General features: G+C 52.5%; 17 protein-coding genes and 1 tRNA gene. 15 read left to right on the forward strand and 3 right to left on the reverse strand.

What is annotated here, in order from left to right:
- Positions 1-95: 95 nt before the first annotated feature.
- Positions 96-1,934, reverse strand: coding sequence for a biosynthetic arginine decarboxylase (gene speA / locus ACTNE6_RS18690; protein ID WP_442499718.1), 1,839 nt, complete (start codon positions 1,932-1,934; stop codon positions 96-98).
- Between the two features lie 78 nt (positions 1,935-2,012).
- On the opposite strand from speA, the gene speE reads away from it, so the two are divergent.
- The 15 genes from speE to ACTNE6_RS18765 all read left to right on the forward strand — a co-directional run bounded on the left by speE (position 2,013) and on the right by ACTNE6_RS18765 (position 18,521).
- Positions 2,013-2,867, forward strand: a complete 855-nt coding sequence (speE, locus tag ACTNE6_RS18695) for a polyamine aminopropyltransferase (RefSeq protein ID WP_442499719.1) — start codon at positions 2,013-2,015, stop codon at positions 2,865-2,867.
- An 8-nt stretch (positions 2,868-2,875) separates the two neighbouring features.
- Entirely contained in the window at positions 2,876-3,469 is a 594-nt protein-coding gene (locus ACTNE6_RS18700; RefSeq protein WP_434482529.1) for a MarR family winged helix-turn-helix transcriptional regulator, read from the forward strand.
- Positions 3,470-3,528: 59 nt separating this feature from the next.
- Positions 3,529-3,789, forward strand: a complete 261-nt coding sequence (gene ubiK, locus ACTNE6_RS18705) for a ubiquinone biosynthesis accessory factor UbiK (protein WP_194969928.1) — start codon at positions 3,529-3,531, stop codon at positions 3,787-3,789.
- Positions 3,790-3,846: 57 nt separating this feature from the next.
- Positions 3,847-5,355, forward strand: a complete 1,509-nt coding sequence (locus ACTNE6_RS18710; RefSeq protein ID WP_442497838.1) for a YifB family Mg chelatase-like AAA ATPase — start codon at positions 3,847-3,849, stop codon at positions 5,353-5,355.
- Positions 5,356-5,549: 194 nt separating this feature from the next.
- Positions 5,550-6,119, forward strand: a complete 570-nt coding sequence (locus tag ACTNE6_RS18715) for a retropepsin-like aspartic protease family protein (protein ID WP_442497839.1) — start codon at positions 5,550-5,552, stop codon at positions 6,117-6,119.
- Between the two features lie 53 nt (positions 6,120-6,172).
- Positions 6,173-8,176, forward strand: coding sequence for a DNA helicase Rep (gene rep / locus ACTNE6_RS18720; protein ID WP_442497840.1), 2,004 nt, complete (start codon positions 6,173-6,175; stop codon positions 8,174-8,176).
- Between the two features lie 33 nt (positions 8,177-8,209).
- Positions 8,210-8,286: transfer RNA gene (locus tag ACTNE6_RS18725), tRNA-Arg, on the forward strand.
- 806 nt (positions 8,287-9,092) lie between these two features.
- Positions 9,093-10,487, forward strand: coding sequence for an OmpP1/FadL family transporter (locus ACTNE6_RS18730; protein WP_442497841.1), 1,395 nt, complete (start codon positions 9,093-9,095; stop codon positions 10,485-10,487).
- 645 nt (positions 10,488-11,132) lie between these two features.
- Positions 11,133-11,711, forward strand: a complete 579-nt coding sequence (locus tag ACTNE6_RS18735) for an NAD(P)H-dependent oxidoreductase (protein ID WP_442497842.1) — start codon at positions 11,133-11,135, stop codon at positions 11,709-11,711.
- Between the two features lie 10 nt (positions 11,712-11,721).
- Entirely contained in the window at positions 11,722-12,903 is a 1,182-nt protein-coding gene (locus tag ACTNE6_RS18740; RefSeq protein WP_442497843.1) for an acyl-CoA dehydrogenase family protein, read from the forward strand.
- Between the two features lie 114 nt (positions 12,904-13,017).
- Positions 13,018-13,560 (forward strand): OsmC family protein, encoded by a 543-nt coding sequence (locus tag ACTNE6_RS18745; RefSeq protein WP_194969936.1) that lies wholly within the window; start codon positions 13,018-13,020, stop codon positions 13,558-13,560.
- Between the two features lie 13 nt (positions 13,561-13,573).
- Positions 13,574-14,677: a dimethylsulfone monooxygenase SfnG gene (gene sfnG / locus ACTNE6_RS18750; RefSeq protein ID WP_442497844.1), complete on the forward strand. Its 1,104-nt coding sequence runs from the start codon at positions 13,574-13,576 to the stop codon at positions 14,675-14,677.
- Complete coding sequence (locus ACTNE6_RS18755) at positions 14,677-15,870, forward strand: acyl-CoA dehydrogenase family protein (RefSeq protein WP_442497845.1); 1,194 nt, start codon at positions 14,677-14,679, stop codon at positions 15,868-15,870. The genes sfnG and ACTNE6_RS18755 overlap by 1 nt, the downstream gene beginning before the upstream one ends.
- 10 nt (positions 15,871-15,880) lie before the next feature.
- Positions 15,881-17,095, forward strand: a complete 1,215-nt coding sequence (locus ACTNE6_RS18760; protein ID WP_442497846.1) for a bifunctional 3,4-dihydroxy-2-butanone-4-phosphate synthase/GTP cyclohydrolase II — start codon at positions 15,881-15,883, stop codon at positions 17,093-17,095.
- Positions 17,096-17,339: 244 nt separating this feature from the next.
- On the forward strand, positions 17,340-18,521 hold the full coding sequence (locus ACTNE6_RS18765) for a sigma-54 interaction domain-containing protein (RefSeq protein ID WP_442497847.1): 1,182 nt from the start codon (positions 17,340-17,342) through the stop codon (positions 18,519-18,521).
- Between the two features lie 145 nt (positions 18,522-18,666).
- Here ACTNE6_RS18765 and ACTNE6_RS18770 read toward each other — a convergent pair whose 3' ends face one another.
- Both ACTNE6_RS18770 and ACTNE6_RS18775 read right to left on the reverse strand, forming a co-directional pair.
- Complete coding sequence (locus ACTNE6_RS18770; RefSeq protein WP_442497848.1) at positions 18,667-19,362, reverse strand: IS630 family transposase; 696 nt, start codon at positions 19,360-19,362, stop codon at positions 18,667-18,669.
- On the reverse strand, positions 19,359-19,802 hold the full coding sequence (locus tag ACTNE6_RS18775; protein ID WP_268120897.1) for a helix-turn-helix domain-containing protein: 444 nt from the start codon (positions 19,800-19,802) through the stop codon (positions 19,359-19,361). Before ACTNE6_RS18775 ends, ACTNE6_RS18770 begins: the two co-directional genes overlap by 4 nt.
- Positions 19,803-19,871 lie beyond the last annotated feature (69 nt).

The raw sequence follows: 19,871 nt of genomic DNA on the forward strand, positions 1-19,871 counted from the left end.
GTTACCGCTCCAGTTGTACGCATCGCGTACCATTTTCAAAACGTTGTTAGTGCATCAAATCCAGGGAAGGTACGCAATGCGTACCCTACGTTCAGTTAGCGTTCCAGATAGGTATAAGCCGTCAGGCCCGCGACCAGCTCTTTCTCGTAGTCCTGCCGCTCCTGTTCGCTGACAGGGCTCCTGGCCAGCTTTTCACGATAGGCGGCTTTCAGTTCCTCGGGACAGATATGAACGTAATCCAGCAGATCGCCGACATGCTCGCCTTCAAGCAGATCGTAAAAATGATACCCGCTGTCGTCGAGCTCGATATTGATCGAATGCGTGTCGCCGAACAGGTTGTGCATATCGCCGAGGATTTCCTGGTAGGCACCCAACATGAAGAAGCCGATCAGGTACGGTTCCTTGCAGTCGATTTCGTGCAGCGCCAGTGTCGTTTCGATGTTCTGCCCATCGATGTACTGATCGATGCGGCCGTCCGAATCGCAGGTCAGATCCTGAATTACCGCCCGCCGTACAGGGCGCTCGTCCAGCCGGTGTATGGGCATGATCGGGAAGATCTGCTCGATGCCCCAGATGTCGGGCATGGACTGGAACAGCGAGAAGTTGCAGAACACCTTGTCGGCCAGCTTCTCGCTCAGCTCCTGCAATATCGTGGCTTCGCTCTGGCTTTTCGGATTCAGGCTGTTTTTAATCTGCTGGCAGATGACCGCATAGTCGTTCTCGGCCTGGGCCAATTCTACGATGCTCAGCTTATCCTGATTGAACTGCGCGCGGGCTTCCGACAGCGCGAATTGCGCGTCATGGTAACGCTCGACGATGTTCTGCCCGTTGGCCAGAGGCTGTTTGGCCGAGTCATTGGTATAGACCGATTCGATATCGGTCACGTTAGTGATCAGGACGGCATGATGGGCCGTGATTGCGCGGCCCGACTCGGTGATGATGTCGGGCTGCGGCACCTGCTTCTCGGCGCAGATTTCGGCGAAGCTGCGTACGATGTTCTGCGCATATTCATCCATGCTGTAATTGATCGATGACTCGCGCCGCGACCGGCTGCCGTCGTAATCGACGCCGAGGCCGCCGCCGGCATCGATGATTTTTACGGGAGCCCCCTGGCGGTGCAATTCGACGTAGAATTGCCCGGCTTCTTTCAGGGCGACCTTGATGTCGTGGATGTTGGCGATCTGCGAGCCCATGTGAAAATGCATGAGCTTGAGGGTATCGAGCAGTTCCGCTTGTTTGAGGCGCTCGATCAATCCCAGCACTTCATTGGCATGAAAGCCGAATTTGGATTTCTCGCCGCCGCTGTTCTGCCATTTGCCGGCGCTGATGCTGGCCAGCCGGATGCGCACACCCAGTTGCGGCCTGACGTTCAACCGCGCGGCTTCCTCGATGATCAGTTCCAGTTCGGAAGGCTTTTCAATGACCAGAAACAGGTTCAGCCCCATTTTCAGGCCGATCAGCGCCAGGCGGATATAAGCCCGATCCTTGTAGCCGTTGCAGATCACGACAGATTGCGTCGATAGCGCCATGATGGCCAGCAGCTCCGGCTTACTGCCCGCTTCCAGCCCGACATTATCGGAAGCCAGAATGCCCTCGACGACTTTGCGCTGCTGGTTGACCTTGATCGGGTAGACGGGCGTGTAGCGGCCCTGGTAATCATTGTTGACGCAGGCTTTCTCGAAGGCAGCCTGCAGGCGCCGGACTCGGTCTTTGAGGATGTCGGTGAAGCGCACCAGGACCGGCAGGGACAGGTGCTTGTCCTTGAGCGATCCGGCGATTTCATACAGATCGATTTCGACGGCTTTGTCGGAGCTCGGCCTTACGCAGACGTGCCCTTCGGCATTGATCGCAAAGTAACCGTCGCCCCAGTTTTGTATGCCGTAGGTCTGCGCCGAATCCTCGAGAGTCCACGTCTTTGAATCACTTAAATACAACTTTTTCACTCCATTCCGCCTAAATACGACAGAATTCTAATATAATATTGATTTGTTTATTCGTTTTTAGGAACACAGATAATGAATCCGTCTCAGTGGTTTACCGAGCAAGCTCCAGGTGCAGAATCCGCCTTTTCGTTAAAATTTAAACAAAAGTTGCACGAGGAGCAATCGGAATATCAATTTATTGAAATTTATGAAACCGAGGATTTCGGCAATTTGATGGTCATCGACGGCTGCACGATGGTATCAACGCGCGATAACTTCCTCTATCATGAGATGATGAGTCATCCGGTCTTATTCACGCACCCCGATCCGAAACGCGTCTGGATCATCGGCGGCGGCGACTGCGGCACCTTGAGGGAAATCTTGAAGCACCCGTCCGTCGAACAGGCCGTACAGATCGACATCGACGAGCGCGTCACGCGGCTGGCCGAAATCTACTTCCCCGAATTGTGCGAATCCAATAACGATCCGCGCGCCGATCTGAAATTCATCGACGGCATCAAGTGGGTCAAAGATGCCGAGCCTAATTCTGTGGACATCATCATCGTCGACAGCACCGATCCGGCCGGCCCGGCCGAAGGCCTGTTCAGCAAGGCATTCTACCGCGACTGCTTCAACTGCCTGTCCGAGCACGGCATGGTCGTGCAGCAAAGCGAATCGCCGCTGTATCACATGAAGCTGATCGGCGAGATGCGCGATGCCATGAGTTCGGCCGGTTTCGAACACCTGCAGACGCTGTTCTTCCCGCAAGCCATCTATCCGTCCGGTTGGTGGAGCGCCACGATCGCCAGCAAAGCCAGCCTGGCAAAATTCAGGGAACTGGACTCCGCCAACAAAAATTTTGACACGACTTACTACAATGTCGACATCCATAAGGCTTCACTGGCCCAGCCTGAGTTTTTCAAGAAAGCCCTTGGTTTGAAGTAGTCAGTTGAATGCAGGAATTAAAAAACACCTTTAAATTGATCGAACGCATCAGCATCCTGGTGCGTTCGGAAGAACGAAAAAAGTATGCCGCAGTGGGATTGCAGCCGATCCACATCCAGGTGCTGGACTATCTGTCCCGCTGCAACTGGTGCAGTGACACGCCCGCGGCCGTGACCGACTATCTGGGCCTAACCAAGGGCACTGTTTCGCAGACGATACAGGTCCTTGAGCGTAAAGGCTATATCGAGCGCAGCAACGACTCCGAAGACGGGCGCGTCGTGCATCTTTCCCTGTCCAAATCCGGCGTGCGCCTGCTGGACGAACTGGAAGCGCTCGATGTGTTCGCGCAGGCCGAGAACGCCCTGGCGATCAAACAATACACGACCCTCGGCGATGCATTGAATTCCATGCTGCGGACGTTACAGATAACCAACAATGTCCGGACATTTGGCGTCTGCAACTCCTGCAGCCATTTCGACGAGATCGACAATCATTACCAGTGCGATCTGGCCCAGGTGCCGTTAAGCCGTCTGGACACCGAAAAAATATGCCGGGAACATAAGCCAGCCGCTGACAGGCCGGTGGAAACAGAGAACGATTAATCACAACAGGCCGGCATAGTTAGCCGCCTTTTACCTTTAAGTAAAGAGAGAGATATCCTATGTTTGATCCCAAAGCCCTTGATGATCTTGCCAACCGCCTGGCCGGCGCCCTCCCTCCGGGTCTGAGCAATCTGAAAGAAGACCTGGAAAAAAGCTTTCACGCCATTTTGCAGGGTGCCTTAGGCAAACTGGACCTGGTCACGCGTGAAGAGTTTGAAGTGCAGAAAGCGGTTTTAGCCAAAACCCGCTCCAAGCTTGAAGACCTGGAAAAACGCGTCGCGGCCATGGAGGCACAAATCCTTGACAAAGCCGACCTGTAAAATATCACAGTGCTGTGGGCGCGACTTTAGTCGCCCTCCTGAAATAAACTTCAACCCATGGCCTTAGCCGTCATCTACAGCCGGGGCCGCGCCGGCATCAATGCGCCCTTGGTCACGGTCGAAGTACACGTGGCCAACGGCCTGCCGGCACTATCCATCGTCGGTTTGCCGGAGGCCGCCGTCAAGGAGAGCAAGGACCGCGTTCGCGGCGCGATCCTAAACTCGCGCTTTGAGTTTCCGGCCCAGCGCATCACGATCAATCTGGCCCCTGCCGATCTACCCAAGGAAGGCGGCCGTTTCGACCTGGCCATCGCGCTGGGCATTCTGGCGGCATCCAGCCAGATTCCAACCGCAGGCCTCGACCAGTACGAATGCATCGGCGAGTTGTCCCTGGGCGGCGAACTGCGACCGATCAGCGGCGTGCTGCCGATCGCGATACAGGCCCGCAACAACGGCAGAAAACTGCTGCTGCCCAGAGAAAACATCGCCGAAGCCGCCTTGGTCAAAGGCATAGAGATCCTGCCGGCCGGCCATCTGCTGGAAGTCTGCGCGCACCTGAGCGGCCAGAACCTGATACAGCCGGAATTCCCGCAACCTGTACCAGATATGCAGACCGACGGCATCGACTTTGCCGATGTGCACGGCCAATATCATGTCAAACGCGCCTTTGAAATCGCCGCGGCCGGCTCGCATAATCTATTGATGCTGGGCCCACCGGGCACCGGCAAGTCGATGCTGGCTTCGCGCCTGCCGACCATTCTGCCGCTGCTGTCCGAGCAGCAGGCCCAGGAAAGCGCCGCCATCGCCTCGATCAGCGACCAGGGGCTCTATGTGGCCAACTGGCTGAAGCCGCCCTATCGCGCCCCGCACCATACGGCATCGGCAGCGGCGCTGGTCGGCGGCGGCTCCAATCCCCGGCCCGGCGAAATTTCACTCGCGCACAACGGCGCCCTGTTCCTTGATGAACTGCCCGAATTTGACCGGAAGGTGCTCGAAGTGCTGCGCGAACCGTTGGAGACCGGCCATATCACGATTTCACGCGCCAGCCGGCAAGCCGATTTTCCGGCGCGATTTCAATTGATCGCAGCCATGAATCCCTGCCCTTGCGGCTATCTGGGCGATGTCTCGGGCCGCTGCCACTGCACTTCGGAGCAGGTCATGCGTTACCGGGCCAGGGTGTCGGGCCCGCTGCTCGACCGCATCGACATGCATCTGGAAGTGCCGAGGGTTCCGCATGAGGTCTTGCGCAAGGGCTCGCCGGACGGCGAGGAAAACAGCGCGACAATCCGGGCGCGAGTCGAGGCGGCGCGCAATGTCGCCATCGCGCGCAGCGGCAAGGCCAACGCGGCGTTGACGGCCAAGGAAGTCAAACAGTTCTGCCTGTTATCCGAGCAGGGCCATCAGTTGCTGGAGCAGGCCATGGACAAATTCGGCCTGTCGCATCGTGCCTATCATCGCATCCTCAAGCTCGCCCGCACCATTGCCGATCTGGCCCATTCGGAACAGATAGCAATCGCGCATTTGAGTGAAGCAATCAGTTATCGCAAACTGGATAGAAGTATTTAATGGCTTTTAACCCACTCTGTAAGGTCGAATTCGCCTAGAGCGCCTGCTTTTGGCATTCGACCCGAAACGCCTGTGCTATTCTTTAATATAGTTTGCAGGCTGGGTTGGTAAATCCAGCATAAGCGGCTTCAAAATGTTGGGTTTACAAACCCGGTCTACCAGCGATAAGCGGCAATAGTCACCAGAGGGGAATCATGAAAAAAAATAGTTTATTGTTGTTGTCCATAGGGCTGGCATCGTTCAGCATGAACACCTGGAGCAATGACACGATCTTCAAATGTAGGAATCAGCAAGGCAACATCATTTACCAGAAATCGGCCTGCTCGGAGAGTGTTAAAACCGTGTCTTCATGGACATCCGTCATCAAGGAAAAACCGCCCGAAAAAGAACCGGAGAAAAAGCTTCACCGAGAGCTCGTTATCAAACAGGGCGCCAATGGGCATTATTTTCTGGAAGGCTCCATTAACAGCAAGCCCTTGACATTCGTGATCGATACCGGCGCATCGGTCGTCTCCTTGCCGGTTTCACTCGCTTCCAATGCCGGGATGGCTTGCAAGGATAAAGTCATTGTGGATACCGCCAACGGCCAAACCGACGCCTGCACAGCCGTCATTTCGGAACTCAAATTCGGGCATTTCGTAGTCAAAAATGCGCCAGCCAGGGTCGTGCCGAACTTAAGCCAGCCCTTGCTCGGCATGAATGTCCTGCAGCAATTCAACATGAAGCAGGAAAATGGCGAGATGCGTATCTCGGCGCGTGATTGATGCCCGACAAGCTGTATAATAGGCCGGTTTCAGCCTAAGTTTATATAGTAGTGATGGCCAAACTGAATCCACAGCAGCAAGCTGCTGTTAAAACCATCGATCATCCTTTATTAGTGCTAGCCGGCGCCGGCAGCGGCAAGACGCGCGTGATTACCGAAAAAATCGCCTATCTGATTACCCAAGGCGGCATACCGGCGCGCAATATCGCCGCCGTGACTTTCACCAACAAGGCCGCGCGCGAAATGAAAAGCCGCGTTTCCAAGCTGCTGGACGACAAGCAATTGCGCGGCCTCAGGGTTTCGACGTTTCACTCGCTGGGCCTGGAAATCCTGCGCTCTGAGCATAAAACGCTGGGCTACAAGGCCGGCCTGACGCTGTTCGACGAACAGGACAAGCTTACCCTGCTGCGCAACCTGATCAGCCATGACAGCAAAAACTGCGATATCGACAAAGTCGACCATTATTCCTGGCAGATCGGGCAATGGAAAAACGCCTTCGTCACGCCGGAGCTGGCCGTATCAACGGCAACGGCCGACCAATACCCGGCGGCCGTGCTTTACAACGACTATATCCGCAGCCTGAAAGCCTACAACGCCGTCGATTTCGACGACCTGATCCTGCTGCCCGTGCTGCTGTTTCAGGAGCAGCCGGCCGTGCTGGAAAAATGGCAGAACAAGATCCGCTATCTGCTTGTCGATGAATATCAGGATACGAATATCACGCAGTACCAGCTCGTCAAACTGATTGCCGGCAATCTAGGCCGGTTTACCGTGGTCGGCGACGATGACCAGTCCATCTACGCCTGGCGCGGCGCCCAGCCCGAAAATCTGGCGCAACTGCAAAAAGACTATGCGCGCCTGAAAGTCATCAAGCTGGAGCAGAATTACCGCTCGACCGGTCGCATCCTGAAAGTAGCCAACCATCTGATTGCGAACAATCCACACGCGTTCGAAAAAAAGCTCTGGAGCGAGCTGGGCTACGGTGATCCGTTGCGCGTACTGAGCCACAAGGACGAAGTGATCGAAGCCCAGCAGATCGTATCTGAAATCATCCACCATAAATTCAGGACCGGCAGCAGCTATCAGGATTACGCGATTTTATACCGCGGCAATCACCAGTCGCGGCTGTTCGAGCGCAGCCTGCGCGAGAACAACATCCCGTATTTCATCAGCGGCAGCACATCGTTTTTTGCCTATTCCGAAATCAAGGACGTGCTCAGCTACCTGCGCCTGTTCGTCAACCAGGACGACGATGCGGCCTTCCTGCGCATCATCAACACGCCGCGTCGCGAAATCGGCCCGACCACACTGGAAAAACTCGGCGACTATGCCAACGAGCGCCATATCAGCCTGTTCGCGGCCAGTTCCGAATTGGGCCTGACTCAGAAACTGCCCGAAAAAGCCATGCAGCGGCTGACCAAATTCCGCGATTGGGTCATCGATACGGCCGACCGCATCGAACGCGGCGACACCTTCGCCGTCATCGAAGCCATGCTGGATCAGATCGGCTACGAGCACTGGCTACGCGAAAACAGCAAGACGCCGGCATCGGCCGAGCGCAAAATGAAGAACGTTCAGGAGCTGATCGACTGGCTCAAGCGCATCAATGAAAAAGATAGCGAGGGAAAATCGCTGTCCGAGATCGTTTCCAAAATCATGCTGATGGACATCATGGAACGCAATCAGGAAGAAGAAGCCAGCGACCAGGTCAGCCTGATGACCCTGCATGCCGCCAAGGGCCTGGAGTTTCCGCATGTGTTCCTGATCGGCATGGAAGAAAACCTGCTGCCGCATCAAAACAGCATCGAAACCGATAACATCGAAGAAGAGCGCCGGCTAGCCTATGTCGGCATCACGCGCGCCCAGCGGACGCTGACGTTCAGCTATTGCACACACAGGAAGCGCTACGGCGAGATCAGCGAATGCGAACCCAGTCGTTTCCTGAACGAACTGCCGCCCGACGACCTGGAATGGACCAACAAGAAACAATTGACGCCGGAAGTCATCAAGGAGCGCGGCAAGGCCAGTCTTGCACATTTAAAAACAATGCTATCGTAATTTTGCGCGCAATCGGTTAAAATACGCGCTTACGCGCCCGTAGCTCAGCTGGATAGAGCGCAGCCCTCCGGAGGCTGAGGCCAGAGGTTCGAATCCTCTCGGGCGCGCCATATGACATCCCCTAAAACCGCATTTTTGGTTCTGTGTTCTGCATGCGCCATGCCTTTTAAAATCCATTAACTCATAAGGATTTTGACCTTTACCCGCATTTGCACTTTTGGCTCATTCCGAGATAAATCAGCGCGCTTTTGCATTCTGTTTTCCAGAATCTTATACGAATCTTCAAAAGCCATCGGGTATAAAGGCGCACCGTCATGAAAAGCCGCAGGCTGCAGCTCAGGAGACCGGCTGATCGAGTCTTGCACGAGAGACTCCCTCCGGCTTCTTGAAGTTTGTATCTCTTCTCCGCATTCTTGCCCAAAGGCCAAGATATACCCAGCTATGGCATGAGCAACCTGAAAAAAATTAAAACTTCCATACTGCTGGATCTATAGTCCCACAATTCCTATTCGTTAGGCTGTTCTGGATTTAAGCTGATGCCCGTAACCATCGTTACGGATGATTAATTAACAGTAGGCGAAGTCGCCCCACAGGTTTTAAAACCACTTGTTTCGGCGGTTAAACAGGCAAACTGCGCAAGTCCTGAAAAGGATAGCATCAACAAAAACCTGAAAACCAGTAACAATTCAGCTCAATCAGCACCTCAGTCTTAAAACTCATCTCATATTGCGCCAAGAGCGGCAACTTTCCTGCTTCATTGCTGCCAGTGCGGCATCAACAATTAAGATATCACAGAAAACACTCTAATAAACAACAAGTTAAACTTGGCACAAACCTCGCAATAGATACTTTCAGGCATAACCTATTTGCCTTCTATTACCCCTATGTGAACAAGTTTGAAGGATATAGCCGATACATGAAAATGTTTTATTGGAGTTTAAAAATGAATAATGAATTAATTTCTCTCAAAGATTACCGATGCATAAATTCATGGCGGTTACAGCGAGTATTGTTATTGGCGCTAGCGAGTACGGCATCGCCTGGCGTATTGGCGCTAAATACCGGAACTGACCTGAATCTGTCTTTAAAACCCATTGCCGGCGGTATGGCTGGCGCGGCTTATACCAGGCCGCAAGAAGTTTCTGCGGCGCTATTTGGCAATCCGGCCGCCTTGACTCAGTTTAAAGGCTTCAATTTTAGCTTAGGTGCGGCAATTCTCGAGCCCGATGTGGACAATTATCAAAGCAATAACGGCTTCACTAATCACTCCCACAGTCTGGCCCAGAATTACCTCGCGCCGGATATTGCTCTCGGTGCCGAAGTGTTGCCCGGCTTTGTGATCGGCGCCGGTGTCTCGGTTGACTCCGGCATAGGCGCCGATTATCGTACCCATCCAATCAATGGCGGGGCCGGACTCGGGCTGGGCGGTGCAGGTGCCGGTGGTGCGGCTACATTGCCTTTGCTTGTGGAATTACTGTCATTAAGTTCCAATGTAGGAGCGGCTTATGAAGTGACACCCGATTTGTCGTTAGGGGCAGCACTAACGGTAGGATTCGGCTTAGGCCAATTCGGGACAACCGGCAACACGACGGGACTTAGCGGTTTAACAGGTGATTTTGGAGGGACTACGTCCAGTGTACATGGTATTGGGATCCGTGGCGCTTTCGGAGCAACTTATCAACTCACGCAGGATGTGAAGTTAAGCGCATCATTAAAATCCCCTTTGCAATACCGCTACAAGAACGTATTGTCGACCACGGTAGGCGGCAGTCAAGAATACCAAAGCGTAAAGCTCGATCAACCGTTGGAGGTGACTTGGGGCATAGCAGCCAATGCCACCCCCAATCTGTTATTAGAGGCGGACGTAGCCTGGAAAAACTGGTCGAATTCTTCGTTATATAAAGATGTCTACGACGATCAGTTCCTGGCTATGCTGGGTGGCCAATATACCCATGGAAACTGGCAATTTCGGTCAGGCTACAGTTATGCCTCGGAGTTGCTCCGCGATAATCCGAATGGCACGGTTGGCGGTTTTAAAGGATTAGGGACACTCCCTCTTAATACTAGTGTTCCCGGTGTTCTTAATAGCAACGATTTGATTAAAGTCGTACAAACTACTTTAGGCCCGGTCGTTTGGCAGCATACAGCTACCGCAGGTCTGGGATACGCCTTTACGCCCAAGTTCAGGCTGGATGCGTTTGCGGCCTATGCATTTGAAGGTTCGGCAGATCGCAGTACACTGGCTTTAGGCGATTATCATGTTAGTGCTAGCGAATGGGCATTGGGTGCGGGGGCTAATTTCAAATTTTAAGTGATGGATGCCGAATAGTCCGCTGTGGAATTATTCGGCAAATCCGGCCTGTAGGTCAAATCCGCAGCAGCCGCTTTGCGTTTCGATGCATCCAGTGCTCCTTCGTACGAAAATCCTCAAGTGTTCATCTCATCGCCCGTAACAGGTACGAACTATCAACCTTAATGCAGGGTGTGCCACGGCCAACGACAACTGTGTGGCCAACACCCGCTTTGCGAATTTCTTCAATAATCCCATCCAGAATATCTGATCGTCCTGTTTTGATCCCAGCCGACGATTAAGCCATTTGGCGGATTTCATATTCTGGTGTTTCCAGCGTTGCGCCAAAAATCATGCAGAAATGTGTTGAAGCGACCTCCGCTTCGGCTAGTGTTCAAGTCACATAAGCAGCAGTCATTGTGCCAAATTTAGGAACTGCCTTAATCCTGGATTTGCCGGTTGTTTATCCAAAAACAATTGCCGCTACAGCGGCAATTGTTTTCTGTTATTGCTACGGAAGCGGCATTCAACTCTATAAATACTTCTACAATTCGTTTAAAAACAAAAGATTATAAACTGGCATGATCGCTGCTACAGCTAAATACAGTACCAATGCTTTGTGGGCATTGGGCATTTGAATTTTTCAACCGTACAAAGGCAATCAATATGAGTACATTAAAAGTCGTGGTTGTCTCGGGCAATCTAGGGCTGCCGTCTAAGACGCTAGCATTGGCCGGGCAAATAGTCGAGGCAATCAAGCAGCAAGCTTACCCGCAAGCTTGTATTGAAGTAATAACCCACAGCTTGGCTGATCTGGCTCCGGTTTTCGGACTTGCCCGTCATCCTGGGGAGCTGAGTGATATTGGCAAAACGGTGTTGGATTCTATCGGGTCGGCAGACATCCTCGTGGCGGTTACGCCGGTTTACAAAGGTTCCTATACCGGCCTCTTCAAGCATCTGTTTGATTTTCTGGATGTGAAGGCGCTAAACGAAGTGCCGGTGATTCTTGGTGCCACCGGCGGCGGAGAAAAGCACGCCCTGATTATCGAACATCAACTGCGGCCGCTATTCGGCTTCTTCGGTGCGCAAACCGTCCCTTCCGGCATCTACGCCACCGAACAGAACTATGATGGTTCACGCTTTAGCGATGCCGTCGTCAATGAACGCATCCATGCGGCAGCGCGCCAGGCAGTTGTCGCGGCGCTTATCCGAGCGGATCAAACTCAATCATGCGAAGCAGCTTAAGGAGAGCATCATGTCTATACCCGATTACGAAAAAATCCGATCTGAAATTCGCGCGTTGGTTGACGAAGTCATACGGCCTAATGCCGAACAAACTGACCAGGGCGTTTTCCCCAGGGAGAATCTTGAAGCCTTGGGTCGGGCCGGCTGGAATGGCGTGCTGATTCCCAAGGAATACGGCGGCTTGGGTTTGGATCATGTTGCTTTTTCCATAGTGGCTGAAGAAGTCGGCCGCGCCTGCGCCTCCACCGGCCTGGTGTATGTGATGCACACTGGTGCCGCACAGACCATCAATTTATTTGGCAACCACGACCAGAAAGAACGCTGGTTGAGACCTGCCCGGGACGGTCTGATCGGCACTTATTCCACCAGCGAAAAAGCCTCCGGCGGACACTGGTGGTTTAATTTTAGTGAAGCCACACGGGATGATGACAACAACTATCTGCTCAATGCTGAAAAATCATTTACTACCAGCGCCGGCCAAGCGGATTATTATATTTTTCAAACCCGCTCGCCTGGCGCCCAAAGCGCTACCGATATCAGTTTTTTCATCGTCGATTCCAAACTGGATGGCATTACGCATGGCACATGGGAAGCGCTTGGAGTTCGCGGCAATCACAGTGGACCAATCAGTTATAAAAATGTGCATGTGAAAAGCATTGATCGCTTAGGCGAAGAAGGTCAAGGTAAAGACATTGTTTACCACGGCGTATCGCCGGTGTATCTGATCGGCCTGGGCGCTGTTTGGCACGGCGTAGCCAGGTCGGCCTTGGAAAAAGCGGCCGATCATCTAACCGGCACCATTCATCGCGATTTCAACCGCAAACTGTCTGACTATCAAGTGCTGCGCCAGCAATTGGGTGAGTCCAAGGTATTGGTGGAAAGCTTGCGTCCCTGGCAGCACGATCTGGCACGGCAATTGGACCAATTGCAGGCATCCGGCCAGCTGCAAGGGCAAATCCTGCTGCCGTTGACTGAATTCAAAATCCATGCAGCGGAAGTGGCCAACATTTCGGCACGCAATGCCCTGGATGTCAGCGGCGGTTATGGTTACAAGAAAGGCCCTATCGAACGCATCTTCCGTGATGCCCGTGCAGGCATCGGCATGGGGCCATCAAACAACATCGCTCGCGAATGGATTGGAAAAGCACTGGTTGGATTGCCGCTGGAACTGTTCGAGGCAGGCGGCGAGTAGAAACTGCAGGAAAGTTCAGGTTTATAAACATTTGTATCGGTTCGATTTAACGAGCCGATCGCAAAGCCATCCTTTTTTGTCGATTGCCCTAGCATCGATACGCTGGAGATCCACATGTCACAGAAAACTTTGAAAGCCGCATTGGAGAATACCATTGCTGCCTTGCAAAAAAATCCGGCAGGAGCCCATTTGGTATTTAAGGCGCACACTCGCCTGCTCAATGGCCTGCGCTGCTCCGCCGAAGTGCGGAATTTTCCGCCGCTGATCATTGACGAGCCCCCTGATCTGGGCGGAGAAGACGCGGGAGCGAACCCCGTCGAGCTCATACTGGTCGCGCTCGGCACCTGTCAGGAAATCGTCTATGCCGCTTACGCCGCCGTGTTGGGTATTCCTTTGGATGCCGTAGCGGTGACCGCCAAGGGACATCTTGATCTGCATGGGCTCTTTGGCTTGAAAGAGGTGCCCGCCGGCTACCAGAAAATCAGCTTTGAAACCACATTGAAAAGCCCTGCGGACCCGGAAACGATCAGAAAGCTCATTGCGCTTGTAGAAACGCACTGCCCAGTGCTTGATACGCTGACCAGGCCTGTAGAGGTGATCGGTACGGTCACACTCAATGGAGCGCCTCTGAACAACCCAGCCAATTATGCTGCATAAGGAAAAAAACCACATGAGTCAATTACCTAATTCCTCCCCCATCAAATTCGCCTATTGGGTGCCCAATGTCAGCGGCGGTCTGCTGATCAGTAAAATCGAGCAACGCACCAGCTGGGATATTGACTATAACCGCAAGCTCGCGCAAATAGCGGAGCAAAACGGCTTTGAATATGCCCTTAGCCAGATCCGTTTCACCGCCGGTTACGGTGCCGAGTATCAACACGAATCGGTAGCTTTCACCCATGCCTTGTTGGCAGCCACCAGCAAACTGCGGGTTATTGCTGCTATTTTGCCAGGACCTTGGCATCCGGCAGTATTAGCCAAGCAGATTGCTACTATCGATCACCTGACGGGCGGCCGCATAGCCGTCAATATAGTCAGTGGTTGGTTTAAAACTGAATTCACCGCCATCGGTGAACCGTGGCTGGAGCATGACGAACGTTATCGCCGTTCCGAAGAATTCATCCGCGCTATCAAAGGCATTTGGACACAGGATGACTTCAGCTTTTCAGGCGATTTCTACCGTTTCCACAATTTCACCTTAAAGCCCAAGCCCTTACAACAACCGCATCCGGAAATTTTTCAGGGCGGCAGCTCCAGGGCATCACGCGATATGGCTTCCCGGATCTCGGATTGGTATTTTACCAATGGCAATACACTGGAAGGCATTAAAGCGCAGATTGACGATATTCGCGCTAAGGCGGTCAAAGAAGGCCATTCGGTCAAGATTGGCGTCAATGCTTTCGTTATCGCCAGGGATACTGAGGAAGAGGCTCAGGCGGTACTCAATGAAATTATTGAAAAAGCCGACTTGGAAGCAGTCAACGCGTTTGGGCATGAAGTTAAACAAGCGGGCAAAGCATCGCCGGAAGGTGAAGGCAACTGGGCTAAGTCTACATTCGAAGACTTGGTGCAATATAACGACGGCTTTAAAACTAATCTGATCGGCACGCCCGAACAGATCGCCGAACGTATTGTGGCCTTAAAAGCGGTGGGGGTTGACTTGATTCTAACCGGCTTTTTGCATTTCCAAGAAGAAGTCGAATATTTCGGGCAACGGGTTTTACCTCTGGTACGTGAATTGGAATCACGACAAGCTGACCAAGTGGCCGCATAATGAGCACCGCTAACCCTCTCAAACAAGCTCAGGTAAAGTCTCAAGCGTTGTTCGATAAAGCCGAAAAATTGGCGGCAGAGTTTGCCGCCACCGCTGTAGAACGTGATAGAACTGGCGGTACGGCTAAAGCTGAACGGGATAGCTTGCGTAAAAGCGGCCTATTAAACCTCATCATTCCAGTTGAATACGGCGGACACGGTCTTGATTGGCACGACACTTTGCGTATGGTGCGCATTATTTCCAGGGCTGACAGTTCAATGGGACATTTGTTCGGTTTCCAGCATTTATTGCTGGCGACTGTGCGGTTATTTGGAGATCAATGGCCGCATTATTATCGTGAAACGGTTAAAAATAGCTGGTTTTGGGGAAATACCCTCAATCCTTTGGATACCCGCGCCAAGATTAGGGCCGACGGCAAAGATTGGCAGGTGAATGGCACAAAAAGCTTTTGTTCCGGTGCTACAGATTCCGACTATTTAATCGTATCAGCATTGCCGGAGACAGGCGGCAAATTAGTGATAGCGGCAATTCCCAGCCATCGGGCAGGCATCCGGATCAATGCGGATTGGGACAATATGGGGCAACGCCAAACTGACAGCGGCACGGTGGATTTTCATGGGGTACAAATATATGATCATGAAATTTTACGTCAGCCTGGCCCTTTAGGCAGTGTATTTGCTTCATTACGCCCGTTGATTGCACAGCTGGTTTTGACCAATATCTATCTAGGCATAGGTGAAGGCGCTTTGGCAGAAGCCGTAAATTACACCCGCAGCCAATCGCGAGCCTGGTTTTTATCCGGCGTGGAAAGCGCTACCAGCGACCCTTATGTACTTAAAAAATACGGTGAGTTTTGGGTTGACCTCAATGCCGCCGCACTGGCAACCGATTATGCCGCAAGTTTACTGGATTCCGCTTGGCGTCAGGAAAATGCGTTAACCGAGGCTGAGCGCGGCAGTGTTGCCATTGCCAGCGCGACAGCTAAAGTCCTGGCAACCCGGGCCGGTTTAGACGTGACTCAGCGCTTATTTGAAGTTACCGGTGCGCGGGCGACCAGTGCCAAAGCAGGCTTTGACCGCTATTGGCGCAATCTGCGTACCCATTCGCTGCATGATCCGGTGGATTATAAGCTGCTCGATCTTGGCGAATGGGTTCTGAATGCCAAATCGCCGACACCGAGTTTTTACTCATGAGGATCATATAATGAGTTACGACTCAATCGAAATAGCCCTGAAGGCCATTCGCAACGGCGACTTCGTAGTGGTAGCCGACGATGCCGGCAGGGAAAATGAAGGCGATTTAATCATAGCGGCCGAAAAAATCACTCCGGAACGCATGGCCTTTCTAATACGGCACACTAGCGGCGTCGTTTGCGTCTCACTACCGGGTGAGCGCATTGATGCGTTGCGGCTGGACCCCATGGTGGCGAACAACACCGATGCGCATGGCACTGCATTTACTGTTTCGGTGGACTTGAACAAAGGCACCAGCACCGGCATTTCTGCTGCAGATCGCAGCGCCACCATCCGCGCATTGGCTAATCCCGCCTGCGATGCCGACAATTTTGCCCGGCCAGGCCATGTATTTCCATTACGGGCCAGGCAACATGGGGTTTTGGTTCGTCCAGGTCACACCGAAGCGGCCGGGGACTTGGCACGCTTAGCCGGCTTGTATCCTGCCGGAGTGTTGTGCGAAATCGTCAATGACGATGGCAGCATGACCCGTGGCGAAGCACTGCGGGCATTTGCCAAGCAACATAAATTGCCGTTTATCACTATCGCTGATCTTATTGCCTACCGACGTCGTAACGAGCGCTTGGTTGAACACATCTCAGAAGCACGGATCCCGACAGCAATCGGAGTTTTCACCGCCCATGTTTACCGTTCGACGCTAGATGGCTCGGAGCATTTGGCCTTGGTCAAAGGCCAGGTGACGGGGCAGCAAAACGTTCTGGTGCGCGTGCATTCCGAATGTTTAACCGGCGATATTTTTGAATCTCTGCGTTGCGATTGCGGCAATCAGCTGAAAATGGCCTTGGCTAAAATTGAACAGGCAGGCAGTGGGGTTTTGGTTTACTTGCGCGGTCATGAAGGCCGTGGCATCGGTTTAGCGCATAAGCTACGCGCCTATGAGCTGCAGGACCAAGGCCGGGATACCGTACAAGCCAATTTGGACTTGGGTTTGCCGGTGGATTCCCGGAGCTATGATGTAGGTGCGCAAATCTTGACTGACTTGGGCGTGACTACGCTGCGGCTGATGAGCAACAATCCGGCCAAGTTCACCGAACTGGCGGGATTCCGGCTGAAAATTGTCGAACGAATACCGCTAGAACCCGTCCCCAATCGGGAGAATATCGTCTATTTACGCACTAAATCCGAAAAGCTGGGACATTTATTCAATTTAGACAATTTGTCTTGAGAAAGTTAAGCACTAACAAATAAGATTGCCGACCGTATTAATTTTACAAGGCAGGTTTTTGAGGAAATGCAGAAGCTGAAATCTGTAGTTTTCCTGTTTTTACAAAGGCCTGCCTGCTTTCCTTATCCTCAATCGAAGCTATCTCATTTACACATAATAGTATTACTTTTAATCATTTTAGTAAGTATAAATACGTATGCTATTTTAGAGATAATTATAATTTCAAGGGATATGTTTTTTTCTTATGCATTTACTTGCTTTTCCCAATCCTGCCGAATTGGCACTCTCAATTCGAGCGTCCGCCTTAGTCTTCGAAGATCCAAAATCCAAAGAACTGCTTGATAGGATCAAACGCATTGCGCCTAGCGAGTTAAATGTCCTTATCATTGGCGAAACCGGCACCGGCAAAGAACTGGTTGCCCGCCACATTCACGAACTCAGTGCAAGACGCAACGGGCCGTTTATGGCGGTCAATTGCTGCGCCTTGTCGGAAACATTGATTGAAAGTGAGCTGTTCGGCCATGTAAAAGGGGCTTTTACCGGAGCGACGACAGACAAAGCCGGTTGGTTTGAGGCCGCTTCCGGCGGTACGATTTTTCTGGATGAGATTGGTGATCTGCCGCAGTCGGTACAGGTAAAACTATTGCGAGTTCTGCAGGAACGAGAGGTGGTAAGGGTCGGTTCTCATAAAGCAATCCCCATAGATGTGCGCTTGATTGCGGCCACTAATGTCAAGTTGGAAGAGGCAGTCCTGGCCGGCCGCTTTCGTGAAGATTTATACTACCGTCTGAATGTCGCAGCATTGAATTTGTTGCCTTTACGGCAGCGCACTGGGGACATTCTGCCATTAGTTGAACATTTTTTAAAAATTTATGGGCAGCGGCTTGGTTGTCCGGAAACCACTGTCTCCCCAACCGCAAAACAAACATTGGTGGCACATACTTGGCCAGGTAACATTCGTGAACTGGAAAATGCTATACATCATGCTTTATTGGTAGCTCGTGATCTTACCATTACGCCGACTGATCTAAGTCTCTCTCAATTATCAAATTTTCCCAAGGCAGTAGACCCCGATCTTGGAGATTTCGAGAAATTAGAAAATATATTTCAGGCTTTATGCGAACAAGAACATCCTGATCTGTATGCTCGTGTGGAACAAGCTTTGCTGCAAGCAGCTTATAAGCATACTGGCCGAAATCAATTGGCAACAGCAAGATTGCTAGGACTGAGCCGACACGTTGTCCGGGCCCGATTAATTCAACGCCATATATTGGCATCAGGGGAATCGAAAACTGAAAAATATCAACCTTCACTGCCGAAAGGTGTAAGCGTTTCATCCATTGTAGTACCTGATGTTTTTCCAATCGACCTGGACTGCAAGGAGCTTGTTTTTTCCGAACTATCGCAAGAGTGTTGGGGATTTTGATTTACTGTTGGTATTAATGGATGTTGTCAAAGGAGACGGAAGCTATTGATTAATAAGACCCATTTCCCGGAGGAGCGACAGGGTCAGTTCTCACACTCCAACATTTTGCGTTCTCCGCTATACTTGATTCATGGCTAGTGCATTGTCACAGCTTAATTTTAGGGTAAATGGATTTCAGTTTCGTTCGTGCATCGTCCACTTTCATCTGCCAATCGACACCGCGTTGTTTGCTATTAACAGAGCTCGACCAGGCGCTAATTTCAGTCCGTAAGGTTTCCATGTCACCGAACCTTCGATGCGCCAGGCACTGTCGGGTCAGGGTACTCAACTCATTTTCAGCGATATTCAACCAACTGCCATGCTTGGGCGTCTGGCAAAACTTGATCCGCCGTACGAGGTTGCGGGCACGTTCGGGTTCGAAGACCTCATAAAAGGCTCCTTTGGTATGGGTGTTGAGATTGTCGCTCACCAGCGTCACCATGGGACACTGGGCATAACGCCTTTCCAGCAAGCGGGCCACTTCTTTGGCCCAATCTGCTTTGGTGCGCTGAGGGCGGGCCGTCACCTCGCGCCATCCGACTAACGGCTCGGTAAACAGGAACAAGCTGGTGGTGCCGGCACGCTCGTATTCGTAATCGACCCGTGGCGGCTGCGTCAGCGTCCCCGGTCGTGGCGTACGGGTCTCTTTGATCAACTGTATCGGTTGTTCGTCCATGCAAAGGACCGGATGCGCGGCCTCATACGGTCGCGCATACACGTCCAGCACCTCTTCCATTGCAGCCACAAATTCGGCGTCCTGCTCGGGCGGAATCACCCCATAGGCAATCGCCCGCTGCGTCATGCCGTTTTTTTAATCAGCTTGCGGACGGTCTCATGGCTGATGGCGTCTACAATCCCCAGTTCCACGACGCGCCCGGCCAACAGCCGCAGGCTCCAGCGCGCATAGCCTGCCGGCGGCGATCCCAAGCGCGTGGCGATAATGCGCGCTTCCTGTGCCCCGTCCAATAACCTCGGGGTCGGCGGATACTCGCGTTTTCGGCCTTCCAACGCCCGTTCAAAGCCCTCTTCGACAAAGCGCTGGCGGATCTTTTCGACCGTGTTGATCCGGCATGCGTAGGCCTCCGCAATCCGCTGGTCTGTCCAACCCGGGCCATTCGCATCGGCCTTGAACAGAATCTGCGCACGCCGGACTTTTTGTGAGCTGCCTTGAAGTTTTTTGATCACCTCTTGAAGATGATGACGTTCCGTATCGCTCAGGCGGACAATGTATTTCTTGGGCATGTCTCGTCTCCGGTTTGGGAAAGAAGCCTATTAGACAGTTTTAGGTAGCCCATATTCTTAGCGTTGGCA

It is taken from the genome of Methylobacter sp. sgz302048 (genome assembly GCF_052162025.1).
Lineage (GTDB): Bacteria > Pseudomonadota > Gammaproteobacteria > Methylococcales > Methylomonadaceae > Methylobacter.